Genomic DNA, 23,344 nt, shown 5'->3' on the forward strand with positions numbered 1-23,344 from the left:
ACCAGCCACAGCCAAGCACCGCGCAGCGACCCCGCACCGCACAGCAACCCCCGCGGGAGCCCCTAGGCGAGGACCGCCACCCCGTCCAGTTCGACCAGGGCCGCGTCGTCCCAGAGGCGGACCACGCCGATGACGGCCATCGCCGGATAGTCACGGCCCGCCGACCGCCGCCAGATGCGGCCCAGTTCGGCCGCGTGGGTCCGGTACGCCGCCACGTCCACCGCGTACACCGTCACCCGGGCCAGGTCCGCCGGGGTGCCGCCCGCCGCGGCCAGGGCCGCCAGGAGGTTGGCAAGGGCGACCTCGAACTGTTCCGGCAGGCTCTCGCCCACCACCTTGCCCGCCCCGTCCAGGGCGGTCTGGCCCGCCAGGAACACCAGCCGGCTGCCGGTCGCCGCGACCGCGTGCGAGAAACCCGTCGCGGGCGACAGCTCCGCCGGATTGATCCGCTCCAGGCTCATCGCGCCGCCACCGCCCCGTACAGCTCCTTCGCGATGATCGTGCGCTGCACCTCGCTCGCCCCCTCGTAGATCCGCGGTGCCCGTACCTCCCGGTAGAGGTGTTCGAGCAGGTGGCCGCGCTGGAGCGCGACCGCGCCGTGCAGTTGGACCGCGTGGTCGACCACGTACTGGGCCGTCTCGGTGGCCAGCAGTTTCGCCATCGCCGCCCGGCGCGGGACGTCCCCGGCCCCCCGGTCGTAGGCCCCGGCCGCCGCGTACACCAGCAGCCGGGCCGCCTCCGTACGGGTGGCCATCTCGGCCACCCGGTGCGCCACCGCCTGGAGATCGCTCAGCGTTCCGCCGAACGCGGTCCGGTCCGCCGTGTACGCGAGCGTCGCGTCCAGCGCGGCCCGGGCCATGCCCACCGCGAAGGCGCCGACGCTCGGCCGGAAGAGGTTCAGGGTGTCCATCGCGACGCGGAAGCCCCGTCCGGGTTCGCCGAGCAGGTCCCGCGGGCCGACCGGCACCCCGTCGAAGGCGAGGGAGCCGATGGGGTGCGGGGAGAGCATGTCCAGGGGTGCGCCGGAGAGTCCGGGGCGGTCGGCCGGGACCAGGAAGGCCGAGACCCCCTTCGCCCCCGGTCCCTCCCCCGTTCGGGCGAACACGGTGTAGAAATCCGCCTCGGGGGCGTTGGAGATCCAGCACTTCTCACCGCTGAGCCGCCAGCCACCCCCGGCGGCCGCCGCATCGGCTGTCGCGGCCAACGCCAGCGCCGCCGCGTCCGAGCCCGCCCCCGGCTCGCTCAGCGCGAAGGCCGCGACCGCCCGCCCGGTGCGCACCCGCGGCAGCCAGCGCTCCCGCTGCTCCTCGCTCCCGGCCCGCAGGACCGGGTACGCCCCGAGCCCCTGCAGGGCCAGCGCCGTCTCGGCCTCCGTGCAACCGTAGGCGAGGGATTCCCGCAGCAGGCACAGTTCCAGCGCGCCCGAGGCGAACACCCGCTCCAGCAGGCCCAGCTCCCCCAGCGCCGCCAGCAGCGGCCGGTTGACCCGCCCCGGTTCCCCTTTCTCGGCCAGTGGCCGCAGCCGCTGCACCGCCAGTGCGCGCAACTGCCCGCACCACTCCTCCTGGTCCACCCCGAGCGCGAATCCGGTCATCCGAACATCCCCGCATCTATCGCGTCCTGTTGACTGCCGTCACCATCACGATACGCTCCTGGAAGGACCTCCGGCCGTGGCCGGGGGAACCACCGCACGGCCGGCTCCACCCCACCCCGGACCGCTGCAAGGGGGGCGACCCGCCTTGGACCTCAAGCCTTCCGCTCACACCGACACCTTCGCCCGTGACCACCTGCCACCCGCGGACACCTGGCCGGAGCTCCTCTTCGAGCTGCCCGAGCTGGCCTATCCGGACCGCCTGAACTGCGGGGCCGAGCTGCTCGACGCCACCATCGCCCGGTTCGGCCCGGCCGGCGCCGACCGCCCGGCCTTCCGCAGCGGCTCGGGCGAGGTGTGGTCGTACGGCGACCTGCGCCAGCGCGTGGACCGCCTGGCCCACACGCTCACCGCCGACCTCGGCGTGGTTCCCGGCAACCGGGTGCTCCTGCGCGGACCCACCGGCCCCTGGCTCGCCGCCTGCTGGCTCGCGGTGATGAAGGCGGGCGCGGTGGCCGTCACCGTGCTGCCCCAGCAGCGCGCCCAGGAGCTGGCCACGGTCTGCGCGATGGCCCGGGTGGGGCACGCCCTGTGCCACGCGGACGTGCTGGACGACCTGGTGAAGGCCGAGGTGCCGGGGCTGCGGATCACCGTGTACGGGGGATCGGCCCCGGGGGACCTGCTCCGGCTGGCCGCCAGACATCCCGATCCCTTCCCGGCCGCCCCGACCTCCGCGGACGACGTGGCCCTGATCGCCTTCACCTCCGGGACCACCGGGCGGCCCAAGGGCTGCATGCACTTCCACCGCGACCTGCTCGCCGTCGCCGACACCTTCTCCCGCAGCGTGCTGCGGCCCCGCCCGGACGACGTCTTCGCGGGCAGCCCGCCGCTCGGCTTCACCTTCGGCCTCGGCGGACTGGTCGTCTTCCCGCTGCGCGCCGGTGCCTCGGCGCTGCTGCTGGAGGAGGCGGTGCCGCGCCGGCTGCTGCCCGCCCTCGCGGAGCACCGGGTGACGGTGCTGTTCACCGCGCCCACCGCCTACCGGACGATGCTGGACGCGCTGGGCCCGTACGACGTGGGCATGTACGACCTGTCGGCGCTGCGCCGCTGCGTCTCGGCCGGGGAGAACCTGCCCGCCGCCACCTGGCGGGCCTGGTACGAGCGCACCGGCCTGCGCATCATCAACGGCATCGGGGCGACCGAGCTGCTGCACATCTTCATCTCCGCCGCCGACGAGGACATCCGGCCCGGTACGACGGGCCGGGTGGTCCCGGGCTGGGAGGCCCGGGTGGTGGACCGGGCCGGCCGCCCGGTCCCGGACAACGAGCCGGGACTGCTGGCCGTGCGCGGCCCGGTGGGCTGCCGCTACCTGGCCGATCCCCGGCAGGGGGAGTACGTACAGGGCGGATGGAACCTGACCGGCGACACCTACGTGCGCGATCCGGAGGGCTACTTCCGCTACGTCGCCCGGGCTGACGACATGATCGTCTCGGCGGGCTACAACATCGCGGGCCCCGAGGTGGAGGAAACCCTGCTGCGCCACCCGGACGTGGTGGAGGCGGCGGTGGTGGGCCTCCCGGACGAGCGGCGCGGGCAGATCGTGGTGGCGTACACCGTGGCACGCGACGGTGCGGTGCTGACGGAGGAGGTCCTGCGCACCTTCATGCGGGCGGAACTGGCCCCGCACAAGTGCCCGCGCTCCTTCGTCTTCCTCCCGGCCCTCCCCCGTACCGCGACGGGCAAACTGCAGCGCTTCCGGCTGCGCGATCCCGGAGCCCGACCCGACCGGCCCGACAGGATCTAGAGTGAACCCGTGGTCGAGCAGCACACTCCGCGATCCCTGATCGTCACGTTCTACGGAGCCTACGGGCGGGCCTTCGAGGGCCCGGTCCCGGTGGCCGCGCTGATCCGCCTGCTGGGCGCGGCCGGCGTGGACGCCCCGTCGGTCCGCTCGTCGGTGTCCCGGCTGAAGCGGCGCGGCTTCCTGCTGCCCGAACGCGCGGCGGACGGCTCGGCGGCGTACGGGCTCTCCGAGGAGGCCCGGCAGCTGCTGGACGACGGCGACCGACGGATCTACGGCAGCCCGCAGCTGACGGACGAGTGGCTGGTGGCGGTGTTCTCGGTCCCCGAGCAGGAACGGAGCAAGCGGCACCTGCTCCGCTCACGGCTGGCCCGGCTCGGTTTCGGCGCGGTGGCGCCGGGCGTGTGGATCGCCCCGGCCCGACTGTCCGAGGAAACCGCGCACACCCTGGAGCGGCTGCACCTGACCCCGTACGTGGAACTCTTCCGCGGCGCCCACCTCGGTTTCGCCCCGACCGCCGAGGCGGTGGCCCGCTGGTGGGACCTGGCGGCCCTGGCCAAGCAACACGAGCAATTCCTCGACCTGCACGAACCCGTCCTGCGGCGGCTCCGGTCGGGCCCGGAGCCGACTACTGAGGAGGCCTACCGGGACTACCTCCGGGCGCTGGACACCTGGCGTCGGCTGCCGTACGCCGACCCGGGCCTGCCGCGCGACCTGCTCCCGGCGGACTGGCCGGGCGACCGGGCGGCGGCCGTCTTCGCCGAACTGCACGAACGGCTGCGCGACGTCGGGGCCGGGTTCGCGCAACCGTAGGCGGAGGGGATCGCGTCACGAGGTGGTGTGGCGCATTCCGATCTCCCTCCGCACCCGTTCCAGCCTCCGCATCCGTCCCCGCATCCGTCCCCGCCTCCGCCCCCGCGGCACCCATCGCCCCAGGCGCAGACCCGGCGCCAGGCACCGGTAGGGCCGGCCGGGCGGCGGGCCACGGGCCTCCTGCTGGTGGCGGCGGCGCTGGTCGGAGCCGTGGCCGGGTGGGCCGCCGTCGCACTCGCTTCGCACGCCCGCGCGTACTGCGACGCCGGTTGGGAGGCTGGCGGTCGGTTCGAGATGACCTTCCTGCTGGTGCTGATGGTGCCGGGGTGCGCCGTGCTCGCGCTGCTGATCGCCTTCCTCTCGCGACCGCTGCCCCTGTGGTCGCGGCCCGTGCCAGTCCTGCTCGTGCTCGCGGTGGTGGTGCTCGTCTTCTTCGCCTCGAAGGGGACGCTGGACGGCTACCCCGGGAACTTGGAGCGGTGCGGGCCGGACAACGTGCCGCCGTGGTGGCCGGGGTGGCTGCCCGCGTGAGAAATCCGGGTGCGGGCGGGCCGCGCGCCGCGCCACGATGGGTCATGACTTGGACCTTCACCACGGACCTGACGGCCTATCTGGCCGTGGCGGGCCCGGCCGCGGCCGCGCGGCCCGTCTCCAACACCCTTCTGCTGACCGTGGCCGACGGGCTGCAGCGCCGCGGGCCCGGTGCTTACGGCGACGGCACCCCCTTCTTCGGCTGGTGGACGGGGGCCGACGGCGTCGTCGCCGGCGGCCTGCTGTGCACCCCGCCGTTCCCTGCCGTGCTCGGCGTACTGCCCGGGGAGGCGGTCCGGGCACTCGGGGGCGTGCTCGCCGGCGAGCCGCTGCTCGCCGGGACGCACCGGTTCAACGCCCGCCGCCCGGACGCGGAGGCGCTGGCCGAAGTCTGGGGGCGCCCCAACCGGATCGCCGAGGAACTGCGCCTGTACCGGCTGGCCGGCCTGGTCGCCCCGGACCCCGCTCCGGCCGGACGGGCCCGGTCCGCCACCGGGTCGGACCTCCCGCTGCTGCTGGAGTGGACCACGGCCTTCAGAGCGGAGGTCGGCCTTCAAGGCAGCCCCTCCGAGGCCGCGCTGCGCGACCGGATCTCCTACGGCGGGCTCCGGCTGTGGGAGCACGCCGGGACCCCCGTATCGCTGGCCGGCTTCTCCCGCCCGATCGGCTCGACCTCCCGCGTCGGCCCCGTCTACACCCCGCCCGAGCACCGCGGCCGCGGCTACGCCGCCGGGGTCACGCACGCGGTGAGCGAAGCGGCGTACGCGGCCGGCGCCACCGAGGTCCTCCTCTTCACGGACCTGGCCAACCCCACCAGCAACGGCGTCTACCTGCGCCTGGGTTACACCCCGGTCGAGGACCGCGCCGAGATCGTCGCGGCGTGACGGGCCGGCCCGCGGCGGGGTCCGTACCGACGGGCGAGCCGGGTCTTGACCTCAAGCACCCTTGAGGTCCGATGATGATCCACATGACGACCGAAAGCACGGCCCGTACCGCTGACATCGAGGCCATTCACCAGGTGGTGGCCGCCGTCGAGGCCTCCCAGCAGGCCAAGGATCCCGACGCCTTCCTCTCCCTCTTCCATCCCGACGCCCTGTGGACCACCGGCGGCGGCAAGGTCCTCATCGGCCTGGACGCCATCTCCGAGTTCACCCGCGCGGTCCTCCCCGGCGCGAGCTGGGACGGCCGGGTCAGTTACACCGTCACCCACCTCCAGTTCCTCCGCCCGGACGTGGCCGCGGTCAAGGTCCGTCAGCTCTACCACTCGGCCGACGGCCCCGGGGACGAGGGCGTCCCCACGTACGTGATGACCAAGGACGACGACGGCCGCTGGCTCCTGACCGTCTGCCAGAACACGCAGGTGCCCAAGGCGCAGGCCGCCTGACCGGACGCCGCATCCTTTGTGGGCCCGCCCCGTATTCGGGTGAACCTCGGCCCGGTCGGCGGGCGGGGGGCGGTCGTACCGGCGTGGCGTGGCCCCTGCCACGGAATACACGGCGGGACAAACCCCACAGAGAGGCCAATGTCCCTCATGCGCCGTCGTTTCCTGCTCGCCGCCTCCGCCGCGGCGACCGCCTTCACCGCCACCTTGTCACTCGCCGCCACCGCACCCGCCGCCTCCGCCGGAACGGGCGGGGACGAGCACGAGCCCTGGGTGGTGCGCTCCGCCGCACAGCGCACGGACGCCAAGGCGTTCCGCTCGCTGTGCGGCGAGCAGAAGGAAGGCAGACCCGAGCGCCGCACGTTCCCGCTGTTCGGCCACAAAAAGGGCTTCACCGCGGTGCAGGACTTCCAGCGCCAGGACCCGGACGGCACGGTGTACTGGGGCGGCCACGACCCGAAGAACCCGGAGAACACCATCTCCGTGTCCGCCATCGGGGCCTGCACCGAAGGACCGGTGACCCTCTCCGGCGTCATCACGATCGGTTTCCGCCAGTACGCCTACCAGCCGCTGGCCGAGCGTCCGGGCTGGTACGAGCTGCAGGAGATCGACTCCCTCGCACTGCCGCCCAGCGGGATCGGAGTCGACACGGTCAACGTCCCCGCGAAGAAGCCGCACAAGCCGCACCACCCGCACAAGCCGCACAAGCCGGGTCTGCGGGCCGCCACGCCCAACGACCCGGCCGCCATCGACATCGTCGTCGCCTATACGCCGGCCACCGTCGCGGTGATGGGCAGTGTGCAGGCGGTCCAGTCCCGCATCTCCTACGGCGTGAACCAGCTCAACCGGGCCCTCGCCACCGACAACGTGCCGGCCAGTGTGCACGTCGTGCACACCTACCAGACCGCGGCCACGGGCGTTCCCAACGAGAACGTCAACACCCTGCTCAGCATGATCAGCAACCCCGCGAACACGGTCCTCGGTGCCACGGCCGCCGCCCGGCGCAACCAGTACGGCGGCGACCTGGTGGCGCTCCTGGCCGCCGTCCCCTTCGAGGACAGTTCCGGAGCGGCGAGCCTGCCCGACCCGGGCCCGACCGCGACGACCGACAGTGCCGCGTTCTCGGTCACCAGCATCGGCTCCGTGACGGCCTGGGAGAACCTCGCGCACGAGATCGGCCACAACTTCGGCATGAAGCACGACCGTGCGACGGTCATCAGCCAGGGCGGCGCCACTCCCGCGGGCACGTTCAACTACGGCTGGGTGACGCCCAACGGCCAGCACCGCACGCTCATGGCGTACTCCACCGCCTGCCCCCAGGCGTGCAACGTGGTCAACTCGTACTCCACCCCCGACCGCACCTGGAACGGCCAGATCCTGGGCAACGCCCAGAACAACAACGCCGCCGTCGCGCTGCAGAACGCGGACACGCTGGCCGGATACCGCGCCTCGCTCGTGACCAACCGCCGCTCCCTCACCCTGCTGCACGACCCCGTGGGCGCGGGCACGGTCCGGGTCAGCGAGTACGGCCCGTACGACCCCGGCACGCAGGTCACCGTCACCGCCGTCCCCAACCCCGGCTTCCAGTTCGACGCCTGGGCGGTGGACGGCATCGAGCTGGAGGGCAACAACCCGAACTACCAGCTCACGATGAACGCGAACCGGACCATCAACGCCCTGTTCGTCCCGATCCCGCAGCCGTAGGGGCACGCCCCGCACCACTCGGCTCCCCGTACGGGCCGCGGCCTAGCCGCGGCCCGTCGGCGGTGTGCGGCTGCCCGCGCGGTACGGGGCCGGCCAGGGCGCGCCGGGGCCTTCGTAGGACTGCTCGGCGGCCGCGTGCAGGGTCCAGTGGGGGTCGTAGAGGTGGGGGCGGCCGAGGGCACAGAGGTCGGCGCGGCCGGCCAGCAGCAGGGAGTTCACGTCGTCCCAGGAGGAGATGGCTCCGACGGCGATGACGGGGACGCCGAGCGCGGCCCGGATCCGGTCGGCGTACGGGGTCTGGTACGAGCGCCCGTACTCGGGGGCCTCGTCCGCGACGACCTGGCCCGTCGAGACGTCGATGGCGTCCGCGCCACGGTCGGCGAAGGCGGCCGCGATCCGCACCGCGTCCTCGGGCGAGGTTCCTCCGGGTGCCCAGTCGGTGGCCGAGAGCCGGACCGTCATCGGGCGGTCCTCGGGCCAGACGGCGCGCACCGCGTCGAAGACCTCCAGCGGGAAGCGCAGCCGGTTCTCCAGGGAGCCGCCGTACTCGTCGTCACGGTGGTTGGTCAGGGGGGACAGGAAGCCGGAGAGCAGGTACCCGTGGGCGCAGTGCAGTTCCAGCAGGTCGAATCCCGCGTCGGCGGCGCGGACGGCGGCGGCCGCGAAATCGGAGCGCAGCGCCTCCAGGTCCCCGTGTGCGAGGGCGCGGGGCAGCGCCGAGACGCCCGGCCGGTAGGGCAGGGCGGAGGCGGCCACCAGCGGCCAGTTGCCCTCGGGCAGGGGGTCGTCCATGCCCTCCCACATCACCCGGGTCGAGCCCTTGCGGCCGGCGTGCCCGAGCTGGACGCCGAGGGCGGTGCCGGGCGCCGAGGCGTGGACGAAGTCGGCGATCCGCTTCCAGGCGGCCGTCTGTTCCCGGGTGTAGAGGCCGGTGCAGCCGGGGGTGATGCGACCCTCGGCGGACACGCAGACCATCTCCGTCATCACCAGCCCGGCCCCGCCGAGGGCGCGCCCGCCCAGGTGTACGAGGTGGAAGTCGCCCGGCACCCCGTCTTCGGCGGAGTACATGTCCATCGGTGAGACGACGACCCGGTTGCGCAGGGTCAGCCCCCGCAGGTTGAAGGGCGTGAACATCGCGGGGGTGCCGTCCGGGCAGCCGAAGTCCCTTTCCACGGCCCGTGTGAACCGTGCGTCGCGCAGCCGTAGGTTGTCGTGCGTGACCCGGCGGCTGCGGGTGAGCAGGTTGAAGGCGAACTGCCGGGCGGGCTGGTCGACGTAACCGGCGATCTCCTCGAACCAGTGCCGGCTCGCGGCCGCGGCCCGCTGGGTACTGGCGACCGCCGGCCGGCGGGCCGCCTCGTACGCGGCGAGGGCGGCCGGCACGTCGTCCGGCACGGCGCCGACTGCCTCGGCGAGCGCGAGCGCGTCCTCCACCGCCAGTTTGGTCCCCGACCCGATGGAGAAGTGGGCGGTGTGGGCCGCGTCGCCGAGCAGCACCGTGTTGCGGTGCGACCAGCGCGCGTTGACGACGGTGCGGAACTGTGTCCACGCGGAGCGGTTGCCGTGCAGCGGCCGTCCGCGCAGGGCCTCGCTGAAGATCTTGGCGCAGCGGGCGGCCGACTCGCCCTCGTCGCACAGGTCGAAGCCGGCCGCCCGCCACACTTCGTCGCGCATCTCCACGATCACCGTGGAGGCGCCGAATTGGTTCTGCGGCCCGGAGGGCCCCGATGAGGGGTGGTGGTCGGGCGACGGGCGGGCGTAGGGGTAGGCGTGCAGCTGCATGACCCCGTGCTCGGTCTCCGCGATCTCGAAGCGGAAGGCGTCGAAGGCGAAGTCGGCGGCGAGCCAGATGTAGCGGCAGCGTCCGCCGGTCAGCGTCGGCCCGTAGTGCGCGGCGCCGGCCTCCCGGATCGCGCTGTGCACGCCGTCGGCCGCGACCACCAGGTCGTACGAGGCGGCGAGTTCGGCCGCCGGCGGGGCCTCGGAGCGGAAGCGGAGGCGGACGCCGAGGCCCGCGCAGCGCTCGTGCAGGATCTCCAGCAGCCGGCGCCGCCCGATGGCCGCGAAGCCGTGGCCGCCGGAGGTCAGCAGTCGGCCGCGGTGCACGATGTCCACGTCGTCCCAGCGCACGAACTCCGCGCTCAGGGCCGTGTGGACGACGGTGTCGGCCCGCTCGATGCCGCCGAGGGTCTCGTCGGAGAGGACGACGCCAAAACCGAAGGTGTCGTCCGGGGCGTTGCGCTCCCAGACCTCCACCGTGTGGCCCTGGCGGGCCAGCAGCGCGGCGGCGTACAGCCCTCCCGGTCCCCCGCCGACGACGGCGACCCGCATGACACCAGGAGTCATGTGACTACCTGCCCTTCCACTCCGGCGGCCGCTTCCCGGTGAAGGCCGCGTGGAACTCCGCGTAGTCCTCGCCGTGCATCAGCAGGGCCTGCGTGTTGGCGTCCAGTTCCACGGATGCGGCCAGCGGCATGTCGAGCTCGGCGGTGAGCAGCGCCTTGGTCTGCGCGTGGGCGAGGGCGGGGCCCGAGGCCAGGCGCGCGGCGAGTTCGGCGGCCCGTACGTGGGCCTTGCCCTCCTCGGTGAGCTCGCTGAGCAGGCCGATCCGCTCGGCCTCGGCCGCGTGTACGGGCTCTCCGAGCATCAGCAGGCGGGTGGCGTGGCCGAGGCCGACGACCCGGGGCAGCAGGTAGGCCGCGCCCATGTCCCCGCCGGAGAGACCGACGCGGGTGAAGAGGAAGGCGAAGCGGGCGGTGGGGTCGGCGATCCGGAAGTCGGCGGCGAGTGCGAGGACGGCGCCGGCCCCGGCGGCGACCCCGTGTACGGCTGCGATCACCGGGAAGGGGCATTCGCGCAGTGCGCGCACCACCTGGCCGGTCATCCGGTTGAAGTCGAGGAGCTGGGCGGTGTCCATGGCGAGGGTGGCGCCGATGATCTCGTCGACGTCCCCGCCGGAGCAGAAGCCGCGCCCCTCTCCGCCGAGCACGAGGGCGCGGACGGAGCGCTCGCGGGACAGTTCGCCGAGCAGATCGCGCAGGTCGGCGTAGGCGCCGAAGGTGAGCGCGTTCAGCTTCTCGGGGCGGTCGAAGGTGACGGTGGCGACGCCGTCCTGCCGGGTGACCCGGAGGTGGTGCCACCGTTCGGTCGCTGGTGTGGAACCGGTGAAGGGGCTCACGCCACCGACGGTATCACCAGATCGTGACTGCCGTCACAGAAGCGCAACATATGCGCTCCGTCAGCGGCCCCGTGGGGCCCTGTGGGGCGGAGGCCCCGACCTCGAGCGACTGCGGCGATCGCCCCGCCCCGCCCGCGCAGGGCGCGGCGCACGGCGCGGCGTACGACTATGCGTCACCCCGGCCGGACTGGCCGGACTGGCCGGACCGTCCGGGTCGACCGAGGGTGGCGACGAGCACGGCCTTGATGGTGTGCAGCCGGTTCTCGGCCTCGTCGAAGACGATCGAGTGCTCCGACTCGAACACCTCGTCCGTCACCTCCAGGGAGTCGAGCCCGTGCCGCTCGTGGATCTCCCGGGCCACCTTGGTGCCGAGGTCGTGGAAGGCCGGCAGGCAGTGCATGAACTTCACGTCCGGGTTCCCGGTGGCGCGCAGCACGTCCATGGTCACCGCGTACGGGGACAGGACCGCGATCCGCTCGTCCCAGACCTCCTTGGGCTCCCCCATGGACACCCAGATGTCGGTCACGACGAAGTCCGCCCCGGCGACCCCCTCGGCGACCTCCTCGGTCAGGGTGAGCCGGGCTCCGCTCCGCGCCGCGAGCTCCCGCGCCGCGGCCACCACCGACTCGGCGGGCCAGTAGGACCGGGGCGCGACGATCCGCACGTCCATGCCCAGCAGCGCACCGGTCACGAGGTAGGAGTTGCCCATGTTGAAGCGGGCGTCGCCGAGGTAGGCGAAGGCGATCCGGTCCAGCGGCTTGGTGGTGTGCTCGGTCATGGTGAGCAGGTCGGCCAGCATCTGGGTCGGGTGCCAGTCGTCGGTGAGGCCGTTGAAGACGGGGACGCCCGAGTGGACGGCGAGCTCCTCGACGGCCTGCTGGCTGTCACCCCGGTACTCGATCCCGTCGAACATCCGGCCGAGCACCCGGGCGGTGTCCTTGACCGACTCCTTGTGGCCCATCTGGGAGCCGGCGGGGTCGAGGTAGGTGGTGTGCGCGCCCTGGTCCGCAGCGGCGACCTCGAAGGCGCAGCGGGTCCGGGTGGAGGTCTTCTCGAAGATCAGCGCGATGTTCCGACCCTCGAGCAGGCGCCGCTCGACCCCGGCCTTCTTGGCCGCCTTCAGGTCGGCGGCGAGCTCGATCAGGCCGCGGAACTCGGCGGCCGTGAAGTCCAGCTCCTTGAGAAAACTGCGGCCGGCGAGGTCGGTGGCCATGGGGTCGCTCCAGCGTCACGGTGACAGGGGATGTTGGAAGTCTATACGATCCCCTGTATTGATATACAGACCGGGCCCGGGGTCTTCCCCCCGGACCCGGGACGCCTCCCCCGGCCCGGCCCGCCTCAGACCGCGTCCCGCTCGACGGGACAGCTCATGCAGCGCGGCCCGCCCCGGCCCCGTCCCAGCTCGCTGCCCGGGATCTCGATCACCTCGATGCCCATCTTGCGCAGGTGCGTGTTGGTCGTCACGTTCCGCTCGTAGGCGACCACCACCCCCGGCTCCACGGCGAGCACGTTGCACCCGTCGTCCCACTGCTCGCGCTCGGCCGAGTGCACGTCCTGCGTCGCGGTCAGCACCCGGATCGAGTCCAGGCCGAGCGCCCCCGCGATGGCCCGGTGCATGTGGTCCTCCGGGTGGTCGGTCACCTTGAGCTCGTGCGGCCCGCCGCCCGGCTCGATCGTGTACGAGGGGAGCATCCCGAGCCCGGCGTACTGAGTAAACGTATCTCCGTCGACCATCGTCATCACCGTGTCGAGGTGCATGAAGGCCCGCGACTTGGGCATGTCGAGGGCCACGATGGACGTCGCCGAACCGGCCGCGAACAGGCCGCGCGCCAGCATCTCCACCGCCTGCGGGGTGGTCCGCTCGCTCATCCCGATCAGCACCGCCCCGTTGCCGATGACCAGGACGTCCCCGCCCTCGATCGTCGAGGGGTAGTCGGACTGCCCCTGCGACCAGTAGTGGAAGGCGCCGGAGGTGGTGAAGAGCGGATGGTGCTTGTAGATCGCCTCGAAGTGGACCGTCTCGCGCTGCCGGGCGGGCCAGCGCATCGCGTTGATGGACACCCCGTCGTAGATCCAGGCGGAGGTGTCCCGGGTGAAGAGGTGGTTGGGCAGCGGGCCCAGCAGGAACCCGTCCAGGTCCAGGGCGTGGAAGCGCACGGACACCGGCTCGGCGTGCCGCTCCAGGAACTCCCGCTTGGTCATCCCGCCGACCAGCGCCTCCGCCAGCTCGGCCGAGGTCAGCCCGTCGAACGCCGACCGCAGGTGGTCGGTGGCGAGCGGCCCGTACTCCTTCTCGTCGAAGACCCGGTCCAGTACGAGGTGTCTCGCTTCCGGGATGTCGAGGGCCTCGCACAGGAGGTCACCGAAGAGGTGGACCTCCACGCCCCGGTCTCGCAGCACGTCCGCGAAGCCGTCGTGCTCCTGGCGGGCCCGGCGCACCCACAGCACGTCGTCGAAGAGGAGTGCGTCCTTGTTGCTCGGTGTGAGCCGCTTCAGCTCCAGGTCGGGCCGGTGGAGGATGACGCGGCGAAGCCGCCCGGTCTCGGAGTCGACGTGGAATCCCATGCCGTACACATTCCCAGACCGAACGGCTTTTTGACGTGGCGTCCGCTCAGCGAGGGGTACCGAGGCCGAGAAGCGCCGAGGGGGCGCCGGTGAGCTCCGGGGTGGTCAGGCCCAGTTCGGGCGCGGTCAGGTTCGGCACCCCGGAGTTGGAGGAGTCCGGCATCGTCAGCAGGCCGCCGGCGACCAGGCCGGGGGTCCGGGCGAGCAGGTTGGTGGCCGGCGCCTCGACGGAACCCTCGCCGTCCGTCTCCGGCTTGCCCAACAGGTTCGGCAGCGGGGAGGTGACGAGGGTGCTGCCGAGCTCGGTGCCGACCGGCACCGACGGGAGCAGTGGGGTCGGGAGCATGTTCCCCTTGTGGAAGCGGGGCGACTCGGGTGCTCCCACGACCGGCATCGGCACGCCCGTGCCCACGCGCGGGGTGTCCACGCCCAGCGTGGTCTTCAAGGCGTCGAGCGGGAGATCGACCGGCACCGATTGGGCCATGGCCGGGGTGGCCGCTCCGGCCGCAGCCATACAGGTCATGAGTGCCGCAATGCTTCCGCGCGCGGTCATCTTCATAGGTGACGTTCCGTCCTTCCAGTGTCGCGGACATTCCGCTGCCCTGGATGAACGATCCCGCCGGTGGTTTTCCCGGAGTTCTCCGCGAAAGTTCCCCCATACGACCTAATTCGAGGCCGTACGGGGGCCACCCCTTTACGGACCGTGCTGACGCGGCCCGGTCGCGCGGCGGCGCCGGCTCACAGGCGCGGGTCGACCGGCTCCGACTCCAGCGCGAGCACCGCGAAGACCGCCTCGTGGACCCGCCACAGCGGCTCGTCGGCCGCCAGCCGGTCCAGCGCCTCCAGCCCGAGCGCGTACTCACGCAGCGCGAGCGAGCGCTTGTGCCCGAGGAACCGGTCGCGCAGCCGCTCCAGCTGGTCGGGACGGGTGTACTCCGGGCCGTAGATGATCCGCAGGTACTCGCGCCCGCGCACCTTGACCCCGGGCTGGACCAGTCGACCCTTGCCGTCCTTGGCGTACGCCTGGAGCGGCTTGACGACCATGCCCTCGCCGCCGGCGGCCGTCAGCGCCAGCCACCAGTCGGTGCCGGCCCGTACGGAGTCCTCGTCCGCGGTGTCCACCAGGATCCGGCCGGTGCGCCGGAGCAGTCCGGTACCGGCCGCCTCGTCGGCGGCGACCAGCCGGTCCAGCCAGAACAGCTGCTCGTCGTGGGGCACCGCGGCCAACGACCGCCCGGCCACCGCCAACAGCTGGAACGGCGCGAACCGTACGCCGTCCAGACCGTCGGTGGTCCAGCAGTAGCGCCGGTAGGAGTCGGTGAAGGCGGCCGCGTCGGCGGCCCGGCCGCGCTGGCGCTCCAGCAGCTCGCCGGTGTCGACGCCCCGGGCGGTGGCCGCCTCCAGGGCGGCGATGGCGCCCGGGAAGACGGCGCCGGAGGCCGCGCCGACGGCGGCGTACTGGTTGCGCAGCAGGCCGCCGGACTTCAGGGACCAGGGCAGGAGTTCCCCGTCGAGCAGCAGCCAGTCGGTGTCGAGCTCCTCCCACAGGCCCGCGTCGGTGATCGCGGCGCGCAGCCGGGTGAGGACCTCCTCGGTGACCTCCGGCTCCTTGAAGAAGGGCCGCCCGGTGCGGGTGTAGACGGAGCCGGTCGGACCGTCGACCCCGAAGCGGGTGCGGGCCGCGTCGGCGTCCTTGCAGACGAGGACGGTGGCGCGGGAGCCCATGTGCTTCTCCTCGCACACCACCTGGGCGACGCCGTCCTTCCGGTACTGGGCGAAGGCCTCGGCCGGGTGCTCCAGATGGCCCTCCTCGCGGGAGGTGGCCGTGGGCGCCATGGTGGGCGGCAGGTACGGGACGAGGCGCGGGTCCACCGCGAAGCGGCTCATGACCTCCAGGGCCGCCGCGGCGTTCTCCTCGCGCACGTTGACGTTGCCCAGGTGCCGGGTCTCCACGACCCGGCGGCCGTGCACGTCCGCCAGGTCGAGCGGCCGGCCACCCCCAGACTCCGTCCGGGGGGACCCCCATGGCCCGCCCGGCGCTTCGGCGACGAGCGGCTTGACCGGCTCGTACCAGACCTTCTCGGCCGGTACGTCGACCAGTTCGCGCTCGGGCCAGCGCAGGGCGGTCATCCGGCCGCCGAAGACGGCGCCGGTATCGAGACAGATGGTGTTGTTGATCCAGGTGGTGTCGGGGACCGGGGTGTGGCCGTAGACCACCACGGCCTTGCCCCGGTAGTCCTCGGCCCACGGGTAGCGCACGGGCAGGCCGAACTCGTCGGTCTCGCCGGTGGTTTCCCCGTAGAGGGCGTGCGAGCGGACCCGGCCGGAGGTGCGGCCGTGGTACTTCTCGGGCAGCCCGGCGTGGCAGACCACCAGCTTGCCGCCGTCGAGGAGGTAGTGGCTGACGAGGCCGCGGATGAACTCCCGTACCTCCTGGACGAACTCCTCCGGCTCCCCCTCCAGCTGCTCGATGGTCTCGGCGAGGCCGTGGGTCCGCTGGACCTTGGAGCCCTTCAGGTAACGGCCGAGCTTGTTCTCGTGGTTCCCGGGCACGCACAGGGCGTTGCCGGACTTGACCATGCCCATGACGCGGCGCAGGACGCCGGGGCTGTCGGGGCCGCGGTCGACGAGGTCGCCGACGAAGACGGCGGTGCGGCCCTCGGGGTGGACCCCGTCCTCGTAGCCGAGCTTGCCGAGCAGGGTCTCCAGCTCGGAGGAACAGCCGTGGATGTCACCGACGATGTCGAAGGGGCCGGCGAGGTGGGTGAGGTCGTTGAACCGCTTCTCGAGGACCACCTCGGCGGTCTCGGCCTCCTCGACGGAGCGCAGCACGTGGACCTTGCGGAAGCCCTCGCGCTCCAGACCGCGCAGCGAGCGCCGCAGGTCGCGGCGGTGCCGCTGGATGACGGCGCGGGGCAGGCCGGCCCGGTCGGGGCGGGTGGCGTTGCGCTCGGCGCAGACCTGCTCGGGCATGTCCAGCACGATGGCGATCGGCAGGACGTCGTGCTCGCGGGCGAGTGCGACCAGCTGCCGGCGGGCTTCGGGCTGGACGCTGGTCGCGTCGACGACGGTCAGGCGGCCGGCGGCGAGGCGCTTGCCGGCGATGTAGTGCAGGACGTCGAAGGCGTCGCGGCTGGCGCTCTGGTCGTTCTCGTCGTCGCAGACCAGGCCCCGGCAGTAGTCGGAGGAGATGACCTCGGTGGCCTTGAAGTGCTTGCGGGCGAAGGTGGACTTGCCCGATCCGGTGGCCCCGATCAGAACGACGAGGGACAGGTCGGTGACGGGAAGGGTGCGCGTACGGGGGGTCTCGGTGCTGGTCATGCTGCCTCGCCCTCCTTCGGGGTGTCGGTGGTGTGGATCGTGCCGGTGGTGCCGGCCGCTTCGGTGGTACCGGCCGTGGCGGTCGGGTGGGTGGTGCCGGCCGAGTCGGTGCCGGCAGCGCCGTCGTGCTGGGTGAAGACGGCCATCTGGGTCGGCGGCCCGACCTCGGGGTCGTCGTCGCCGACGGGCACGTACCGGACCCCGTAGCCGTGGCGCTGCGCGACGTCCTCGGCCCAGGCCCGGAACTCCTCGCGGTTCCACTCGAAGCGGTGGTCGCCGTGGCGGACGTGCCCGGCGGGCAGGGTCTCCCAGCGCACGTTGTACTCGACGTTCGGGGTGGTGACGAGGACCGTGCGGGGGCGGGCCGAACCGAACACCGCGTACTCCAGCGCGGGCAGCCGCTCCGGGTCCAGGTGCTCGATGACCTCGCTGAGCACGGCGGCGTCATAGCCGGCCAGCCGCTTGTCGGTGTAGGCGAGCGAGCCCTGGATGAGCTTCAGTCGCGCGCTCTGCCGCTCGCCCATCCGGTCCAGCCGCAGCCGGCGGGCCGCGATCTGCAGGGCCCGCACGGACACGTCCATGCCGACGATCTCGGAGTACGCCGGGTCCCCGAGCAGCGCCTGGAGCAACTGCCCCTGACCGCATCCGAGGTCCAGCACCCGCTGGGCGCCGGCCAGCCGCAGGGCGGCGAGGATCGCCTCGCGCCGCTGCACGGCGAGCGGCACGGGCCGCTCCTCGGTGTCGCGGGTCTCGTCCACCGCGTTGTCGAGCTCCTCGACCTCGCTGCCGTCGGCCTCGGCGAGGCGGACCAGTTCCAGGCGCTCGATGGCGTCCTGGGTCAGCCGCTTGTGGCGGGCCAGGTAGCGGGAGGTGATCAGCCCGTGCTCGGGGTGGGCGGCGAGCCAACCGTCTCCGGCCCGCAGCAGCTTGTCGACCTCGTCGGGGGAGATCCAGTAGTGCTTGGCGTCGTCGAGGACCGGCAGCAACACGTAGAGCTGCCGCAGGGCGTCGGCGAGGCGCAGCTCGCCCTCCAGGACGAGCCGTACGTAGCGGGAGTCCCCCCATTCGGGGAACTGCTCGTCGAGCGCTACGGCCTCGGCTTCTACGAGGTCCCAGCCGAGCGGGCCGAACAGCCGGTGCACGAGGGCGGCGCCGCCGCGGGCGGGCAGCACCGGGATCTCGACGCGCAGCGGCCGGGCCTGCTCCGGGAGCTCGGGGCGGGCGGTGCACTGCCCCTTGAGCGCGGTGCGGAACACTCCGCTGAGTGCGACGGCCAGCAGCGAGGACGCGGCGTACGGCCGGTCGTTCACGTACTGTGCGAGCGCGGCGTCCGGCGCTCCGCCCCGGCCCTTGCCCCGACCGCGCCGCACGAGCGCGACGGGGTCCACTTCCAGCAGCAGGGCCGCCGTGCACCGTTCGACCGAGGCCTCGGGATAGAACACGTGGGCGGTGCCGTGGGAGGTGGAGAACGCCTGCGTCTTGCCGGGATGCTTGTGCAGCAGGTAGCCCAGGTCGGTGGCGGGTCGTTCGGGGGAGCCGGTGGTGGAGATCGTCAGGAACACGTGACCGATTATCGCTGGTCACCTCCTCGGGGTGCCCCTGGTTTTTCGTCCCGGCGGGTGCCCCCGGCTCACCGCGACCGGTCCGGCAGCAGCGCTCCGAGGGCGGCGATCCGGTCCGGTCCGATCCGGCAGCAGCCGCCGACGAGGCGGGCGCCGGTCGCGTACCAGGTCTGTGCGGGCCAGGGGGCGGGGGTTTCGGGGGCGTGCCAGGTGCGGGTGGTGGCGTTCCAGATCGAGCCGTCGTTGGGGTAGGCCAGCAGCGGCTTGGCGGTGACGGCGGCCGCGGCTTCGAGGGCGGGCAGGACATCGGCCGGATCGCAGCAGTTGACGCCGACCGCGATGACCTGCGGGGCCGCGGCGGCGAGGGCGAAGGCTTCGCGCAGGGGCTGCCCGGCCCGCGTGCGGCCCTCGGCCACCGTGTACGAGAGCCAGGCGGGTGCACCGGTCTCGGCGAGGACGGTGAGCAGCGCCTCGGCCTCGTCGCTGTCCGGGACGGTCTCCACGGCCAGGACGTCGGGGCCGGCGGCGAGCAGGGCTTCGATGCGGGGGCGGTGGAAGGCGGCGAGTTCGCGCACGCCCAGCCCGTACCGGCCGCGGTACTCGGAGCCGTCCGCGAGCACCGCTCCGTACGGTCCCACGGAGGCGGCCACCCACACCTCGTGGTCGGCGGCCTCGGCGGCCCGGGCGGCCAGGTGCACGCTGCGGCGCAGCAGGGCGGTGGTCTCCGTGCGGTCGTGGCCGTGGGCGGCGAAGGCCGCGTAGCCGACCTGGTAACTGGCGGTGATCAGCACCTCGGCGCCGGCGGTGGTGTACGCCGCGTGGGCGGCCGCCACCTGGTCCGGGTGCTCGGCGAGCACCCGGCCCGACCAGAGGTCGCCGGAGAGGTCGCAGCCCTGGGCGGCGAGCTGGTTGCTGAGCCCGCCGTCCAGGAGCACGGCCCTGCGGGCCAGGGCTTCGGCGAGCGGGCCGGACGCGCGTGGCATCGGTTGGCCGCCTTCCTAACGGAGCTGGGAGAGCACTCGGGCGGAGATCAGCTCCAGGTGGTCCAGGTCGTCGAGGTCGAGGAGCTGGAGGTAGACGCGGGAGGAGCCGGCGGCGCCGTAGGCGCCGATCTTCTCCACGACTTCGGCCGGGGAGCCGGCCAGGCCGTTGGCCTTGAGCTCGTCGACGTCGCGGCCGATGGCGGCGGCCCGGCGGGCCACCTCGGCGTCGTCCTTGCCCACGCAGACGACGAGGGCGTTGGAGTAGCGCAGGTCATCGGCCTTGCGACCGGCCTCCTCGGCCGCCTGCCGGACCCGGGCGAACTGCCGCTCGCTGTCGGCGATCGACGCGAAGGGCATGTTGAACTCGTCCGCGTAGCGGGCGGCGAGCCGCGGGGTGCGCTTGGCTCCGTGGCCGCCGATGAGGACGGGAACCTTGGTCTGGGCGGGCTTGGGGAGCGCGGGTGAGTTCTCCACCTGGTAGTGCTTGCCCGCGTAGTCGAAGGAGGCGCCGGCTTCGGTGGCCCACATGCCGGTGACGATGGCCAGCTGCTCCTCCAGCCGGGACATCCGGTCCGCCGGGAAGGGGATCCCATACGCCTTGTGCTCCTGCTCGAACCAGCCCGCGCCGAGGCCCAGTTCGATGCGGCCGCCGGACATCTGGTCGACCTGGGCCACCTGGATGGCGAGGACTCCGGGCAGCCGGAAGGTTCCTGCCGTCATCAGCGTGCCCAGGCGGATCCGCTTGGTCTCCCGGGCCAGGCCCGCGAGGGTGATCCACGCGTCGGTGGGTCCGGGCAGACCGTCGGCGGCGCCCATGCTCAGGTAGTGGTCGGAGCGGAAGAACGCGTCGAAGCCCAGGTCCTCGGTGGCCTTGGCGACGGTCAGGAGGGTCTCGTAGCTCGCACCCTGCTGGGGCTCGGTGAAAATGCGCAGATCCATACCCCCATCCTGCACTTCCCGCCTCGGCAGGGTGAACCTTCGTCAACCGGACGACCCACCCCCGGGCCCGCCAGTGACCGGCCCGTACGGGGATCGTTGGCTCGGACGGAGCCGGACCGCCCGGCCCGCGCGCCGGCGACGTCCCGCTGGTGCGTCCACCTCCCCCTTCCGCCCCGGAAGGGCCACAGGGCCGAGGAGGCCGCCATGTCCCACGAGGCCGTGCCGGAGACCCGCCGACACACCGGACCGACCGGACCGACCGGACGGGCAGCGCAGGCACCGCGCGACCGAGCAGGTCAGGATCCCGAGGCAGCCGCCCAGGGCGGCGATGCGCCGAACGGCCCGCTCCAGCAGATGGAGAACCTGATGGCCGCGCTGAACGCCGACCTGTCGCAGCTCGATGCCGAACTCCAGACCTCCACGGACCGCACGCCCGAGGGTTAGGCCGCCCGTCCCACCGGTCTTCCTGACCGTTCGGGTCCCGCCGCGCACGGCGGGACCCCACCTGTGCCGCCCTCAGGCCACGCCCGAGGCCGATCCCCGCTCACGAACCACCATGCGACGCAGGATCGCCCGTACCCGGTCGCTCGACTCGTCGGCCGCGTCGATCGACTCTATGCACTGCCAGTAGAGGGCCTCGTCGTCCGTCCCGCAGGCCACCCCGACCAGCGCTATCCCCACTTCACCCAGCAGCTCCTGAAGTCCGAGCAGCGCCTGCCGGACATCCGACACCTCGCTCAACTGCGCTGCCCGCGGCGGATGTTCGGGCGCACTTCCCTCGCCGCTCAGGGCCGCCCGATCGAGCACCCCGCAGCCTCTGCCTCCCGCTTCCCCCAGTCCCCGCGCCTCCGATCTCAGCTCTGGCGGCCCGGTGACCGCCAGATAGCTCCCTATACCCTGCGCGAGCGCCTGGGCCTGCCAAGCCTCGCCCACGATGTCCCACGCGGCCCCACTCTGTGCCAGCGCGTGCCGGCCGGCCGCGATGAGCCGTACCGCATCCATATGCCGTCCCCCGTCCGCACGACATCCCGCCATCCTCACCACTACCCAGAGTGAGGGCAATGAGTCAGTAAAGCCAGGGGTATTCGGAAAATGTGGACAGAAACGTGATTGTGGATGAGTCCATCACTCCGAAGAGTGACCATTTGGTGTCGATGTACCCGGCACGGGAAAGCGGAGTTCATTCCTCTCGATCTTCGCGGCGAGCGCATCCAGCACATCCACCCCGAGAACCTCACAGAACTGCAGCAGATACGCGAGCACGTCGGCCACCTCATCGGCCACGCGGTGGGCCGATTCCGGCTTCTCCATGATCTTCGCCGACTGCTCGGGCGTCAGCCACTGGAAGATTTCCACCAGTTCGGACGCCTCCACGCTGAGCGCCACTGCCAGGTTCTTGGGCGTGTGGTACGGCTCCCAGCCGCGCGCCGCCGCGAACTGCGCGAGCCGGCGCTGCAGTCGGTCCAGCCGCTCCTCGGGGCACTGCTCGGACGGCTGGGGCGGCTGGGGCGGCTGCTGCGTCTCGTTCATGCCCCCAGGTCTACCACCGCGACGCCCGGGAGGTCTCGGGCGGTGGCTGCGGTCCCCTCCCCCACGGCCGCCACCAACCGGATGTGACCGCGGCCGCAGGACAGCAGGGCGAGGCGCAGCAGTTCGGCGCTCTGGCGCCGATCGAGGCCCCGGTCGAAGTCGTCGGCCAGCACCGTCAGCGCCTGCCGCGCGGAGAGCAGTTCGGCCGCCGGGTCCACGGCCAGCACCCCCGGCCCGGTCAGCAGGACCAGCGCCAGCGCGAGGAAGCGGAGTTCGCCCGCGCCCAGTCGGGCCAGCTCCGTGGCGGGCCGGCCGGGGCCCCGGTCCAGTACCGCCGCGACGGGTGCGCCGCCCGCGGGAGCCCGTACGTCCAGCCCCGCGACGGGCCCCGCGCAGCCGGTGCGGGCCGCCTCCGCCAGCAGCGCGTAACGGGTGCCGCATTCGCTGCGGGTACGGCGCAGCACGTCGGCCAGGTTGGCGCAGTCGCCCAGCAGCCGGCCCTCGCCCGGCGGGACCGCGGCGCGCATCAGGTCCGGGCGGGGGTCGCACGGGAACACCGCGCGCAGGGCCACGACCACCTGTTCGGCGGCGGCCAGGACCTGGCGTTGGCCCGCGGTGGAACCGGCGACGCGGAGCGGGAGCAGGGCCGTTCCGAGCCGGTCGTCGGGCAGCGGGGCCCTGGTGACGCCGATGGCGCCGCCGGTCAGCCAGGCGGCCTGGACCGAGCGCCGGCCGGGGTCGCGCAGGGCCGTGGCGAGCAGGACCTGCCCGTCCTGCGAGAGCCGTTCGCCGACGATGCGCAGCGTGGGCTCGGCCTGGACGGCGAGGTCGAGCCGGACCGGGCCGACGGGTCCGTCCACGGTGCAGCCGAGGCGGAACCCGCGCCGGCGCTGCGCGTCGGGGACGGCCCGGTCGGGGATGCGGGCGCGCGGATCCGGGAAGACCTCCTCCAGTAAGGCCCCGGACCCCAGCCCGGCCAGCGCCTCGTGGGCCGCCAGGGCCTGGGACTTGCCGCTGCCGCTCGGCCCGGCGAAGAGGGTGAGGGGGCCGAGCGGGAAGACCGCCGAGCGGTGCGTCCCGAAGGCGGAGAGCCGCAGCTCGGTAAGGACGGGCCGGGGCTGCCGCTGCGCGGGCTCGGCAGGGCGCCCGAAGCCGCCGGGGCCCGCCTGCGCCGGCACGGTCGGGCCGCCGACGGCCCCGGCCGCGTCGGCCGTATCGGCCGTATCGGCCGTATCGGCCGTATCGGCCGCGGAAGTCTCGGAAGCGGTCGGCACAGCCGGTGGGGCGGGCTCGGGTGGGGCGGGCGCGGCCGGGGGCTCCGCGGCGGGCTGCTCGCCGGCCGGTCCGGCCTCGGGGGGATCGGTGCGGGTGTCGGCTAACGCGACGACGACGGCGGTGCGCTCCGCCGTCGCGTCCAAGGTGGCGTCCATGCGCGGGACGGTACG

General features: G+C 73.1%; 21 protein-coding genes. 7 read left to right on the plus strand and 14 right to left on the minus strand.

The window, feature by feature from the left end; genetic code table 11:
• Positions 1 to 62: 62 nt before the first annotated feature.
• Both OG207_RS11670 and OG207_RS11675 read right to left on the minus strand, forming a co-directional pair.
• Positions 63 to 461 carry a RidA family protein gene (locus OG207_RS11670; RefSeq protein WP_329098354.1) on the minus strand — a complete coding sequence of 133 codons (399 nt, stop codon included), beginning with the start codon at positions 459 to 461 and terminating at the stop codon, positions 63 to 65.
• On the minus strand, positions 458 to 1,594 hold the full coding sequence (locus tag OG207_RS11675; RefSeq protein WP_329098356.1) for an acyl-CoA dehydrogenase family protein: 1,137 nt from the start codon (positions 1,592 to 1,594) through the stop codon (positions 458 to 460). The genes OG207_RS11670 and OG207_RS11675 overlap by 4 nt, the downstream gene beginning before the upstream one ends.
• A 145-nt stretch (positions 1,595 to 1,739) precedes the next feature.
• Here OG207_RS11675 and OG207_RS11680 point away from each other — a divergent pair, with 145 nt between their 5' ends.
• The 6 genes from OG207_RS11680 to OG207_RS11705 all read left to right on the plus strand — a co-directional run bounded on the left by OG207_RS11680 (position 1,740) and on the right by OG207_RS11705 (position 7,821).
• On the plus strand, positions 1,740 to 3,395 hold the full coding sequence (locus tag OG207_RS11680; protein ID WP_329098359.1) for an AMP-binding protein: 1,656 nt from the start codon (positions 1,740 to 1,742) through the stop codon (positions 3,393 to 3,395).
• Positions 3,396 to 3,404: 9 nt separating this feature from the next.
• A complete protein-coding gene (locus OG207_RS11685; RefSeq protein ID WP_329098360.1) occupies positions 3,405 to 4,205 on the plus strand; it encodes a PaaX family transcriptional regulator in 801 nt (266 codons plus the stop codon).
• Positions 4,206 to 4,391: 186 nt separating this feature from the next.
• On the plus strand, positions 4,392 to 4,736 hold the full coding sequence (locus OG207_RS11690) for a hypothetical protein (protein ID WP_329098362.1): 345 nt from the start codon (positions 4,392 to 4,394) through the stop codon (positions 4,734 to 4,736).
• A gap of 44 nt (positions 4,737 to 4,780) precedes the next feature.
• Entirely contained in the window at positions 4,781 to 5,620 is an 840-nt protein-coding gene (locus OG207_RS11695) for a GNAT family N-acetyltransferase (protein WP_329098365.1), read from the plus strand.
• 74 nt (positions 5,621 to 5,694) lie between these two features.
• Positions 5,695 to 6,120 carry an SgcJ/EcaC family oxidoreductase gene (locus OG207_RS11700; RefSeq protein WP_384834741.1) on the plus strand — a complete coding sequence of 142 codons (426 nt, stop codon included), beginning with the start codon at positions 5,695 to 5,697 and terminating at the stop codon, positions 6,118 to 6,120.
• 147 nt (positions 6,121 to 6,267) lie between these two features.
• Positions 6,268 to 7,821, plus strand: coding sequence for a M12 family metallo-peptidase (locus OG207_RS11705; protein WP_329098366.1), 1,554 nt, complete (start codon positions 6,268 to 6,270; stop codon positions 7,819 to 7,821).
• A 42-nt stretch (positions 7,822 to 7,863) separates the two neighbouring features.
• On the opposite strand, the gene OG207_RS11710 is transcribed toward OG207_RS11705, so the two are convergent.
• The 9 genes from OG207_RS11710 to OG207_RS11750 all read right to left on the minus strand — a co-directional run bounded on the left by OG207_RS11710 (position 7,864) and on the right by OG207_RS11750 (position 20,369).
• Positions 7,864 to 10,167 (minus strand): bifunctional salicylyl-CoA 5-hydroxylase/oxidoreductase, encoded by a 2,304-nt coding sequence (locus OG207_RS11710; protein ID WP_329098368.1) that lies wholly within the window; start codon positions 10,165 to 10,167, stop codon positions 7,864 to 7,866.
• A gap of 4 nt (positions 10,168 to 10,171) precedes the next feature.
• Entirely contained in the window at positions 10,172 to 10,999 is an 828-nt protein-coding gene (locus tag OG207_RS11715; RefSeq protein WP_329098370.1) for an enoyl-CoA hydratase family protein, read from the minus strand.
• A gap of 166 nt (positions 11,000 to 11,165) precedes the next feature.
• The gene (gene argF / locus OG207_RS11720; RefSeq protein ID WP_329098371.1) at positions 11,166 to 12,212 is read right to left on the minus strand and encodes an ornithine carbamoyltransferase; all 1,047 of its coding nucleotides are present in this window, start codon (positions 12,210 to 12,212) and stop codon (positions 11,166 to 11,168) included.
• A gap of 125 nt (positions 12,213 to 12,337) precedes the next feature.
• A complete protein-coding gene (locus tag OG207_RS11725) occupies positions 12,338 to 13,564 on the minus strand; it encodes an arginine deiminase (RefSeq protein WP_327382764.1) in 1,227 nt (408 codons plus the stop codon).
• A 46-nt stretch (positions 13,565 to 13,610) separates the two neighbouring features.
• Positions 13,611 to 14,087, minus strand: coding sequence for a hypothetical protein (locus OG207_RS11730; protein WP_329098374.1), 477 nt, complete (start codon positions 14,085 to 14,087; stop codon positions 13,611 to 13,613).
• A gap of 215 nt (positions 14,088 to 14,302) precedes the next feature.
• A complete protein-coding gene (locus OG207_RS11735; protein ID WP_329098376.1) occupies positions 14,303 to 16,885 on the minus strand; it encodes a polynucleotide kinase-phosphatase in 2,583 nt (860 codons plus the stop codon).
• Positions 16,882 to 18,447 (minus strand): 3' terminal RNA ribose 2'-O-methyltransferase Hen1, encoded by a 1,566-nt coding sequence (locus OG207_RS11740; RefSeq protein ID WP_329098378.1) that lies wholly within the window; start codon positions 18,445 to 18,447, stop codon positions 16,882 to 16,884. Before OG207_RS11740 ends, OG207_RS11735 begins: the two co-directional genes overlap by 4 nt.
• A gap of 68 nt (positions 18,448 to 18,515) precedes the next feature.
• The gene (gene mmuM / locus OG207_RS11745; protein ID WP_329098380.1) at positions 18,516 to 19,430 is read right to left on the minus strand and encodes a homocysteine S-methyltransferase; all 915 of its coding nucleotides are present in this window, start codon (positions 19,428 to 19,430) and stop codon (positions 18,516 to 18,518) included.
• Positions 19,431 to 19,445: 15 nt separating this feature from the next.
• On the minus strand, positions 19,446 to 20,369 hold the full coding sequence (locus OG207_RS11750) for an LLM class F420-dependent oxidoreductase (RefSeq protein ID WP_329098383.1): 924 nt from the start codon (positions 20,367 to 20,369) through the stop codon (positions 19,446 to 19,448).
• 204 nt (positions 20,370 to 20,573) lie between these two features.
• On the opposite strand from OG207_RS11750, the gene OG207_RS11755 reads away from it, so the two are divergent.
• Positions 20,574 to 20,813 (plus strand): hypothetical protein, encoded by a 240-nt coding sequence (locus OG207_RS11755; RefSeq protein WP_329108307.1) that lies wholly within the window; start codon positions 20,574 to 20,576, stop codon positions 20,811 to 20,813.
• A gap of 72 nt (positions 20,814 to 20,885) precedes the next feature.
• Here OG207_RS11755 and OG207_RS11760 read toward each other — a convergent pair whose 3' ends face one another.
• The 3 genes from OG207_RS11760 to OG207_RS11770 all read right to left on the minus strand — a co-directional run bounded on the left by OG207_RS11760 (position 20,886) and on the right by OG207_RS11770 (position 23,329).
• A complete protein-coding gene (locus OG207_RS11760; RefSeq protein ID WP_329098385.1) occupies positions 20,886 to 21,371 on the minus strand; it encodes a DUF6099 family protein in 486 nt (161 codons plus the stop codon).
• Between the two features lie 123 nt (positions 21,372 to 21,494).
• A complete protein-coding gene (locus tag OG207_RS11765; protein ID WP_329098387.1) occupies positions 21,495 to 21,899 on the minus strand; it encodes a nucleotide pyrophosphohydrolase in 405 nt (134 codons plus the stop codon).
• Positions 21,896 to 23,329, minus strand: a complete 1,434-nt coding sequence (locus OG207_RS11770) for an ATP-binding protein (protein ID WP_329098388.1) — start codon at positions 23,327 to 23,329, stop codon at positions 21,896 to 21,898. Before OG207_RS11770 ends, OG207_RS11765 begins: the two co-directional genes overlap by 4 nt.
• Positions 23,330 to 23,344 lie beyond the last annotated feature (15 nt).

Origin of the sequence: Streptomyces sp. NBC_01439, assembly GCF_036227605.1 — a bacterium.
Classification (GTDB): Bacteria; Actinomycetota; Actinomycetes; order Streptomycetales; family Streptomycetaceae; genus Streptomyces.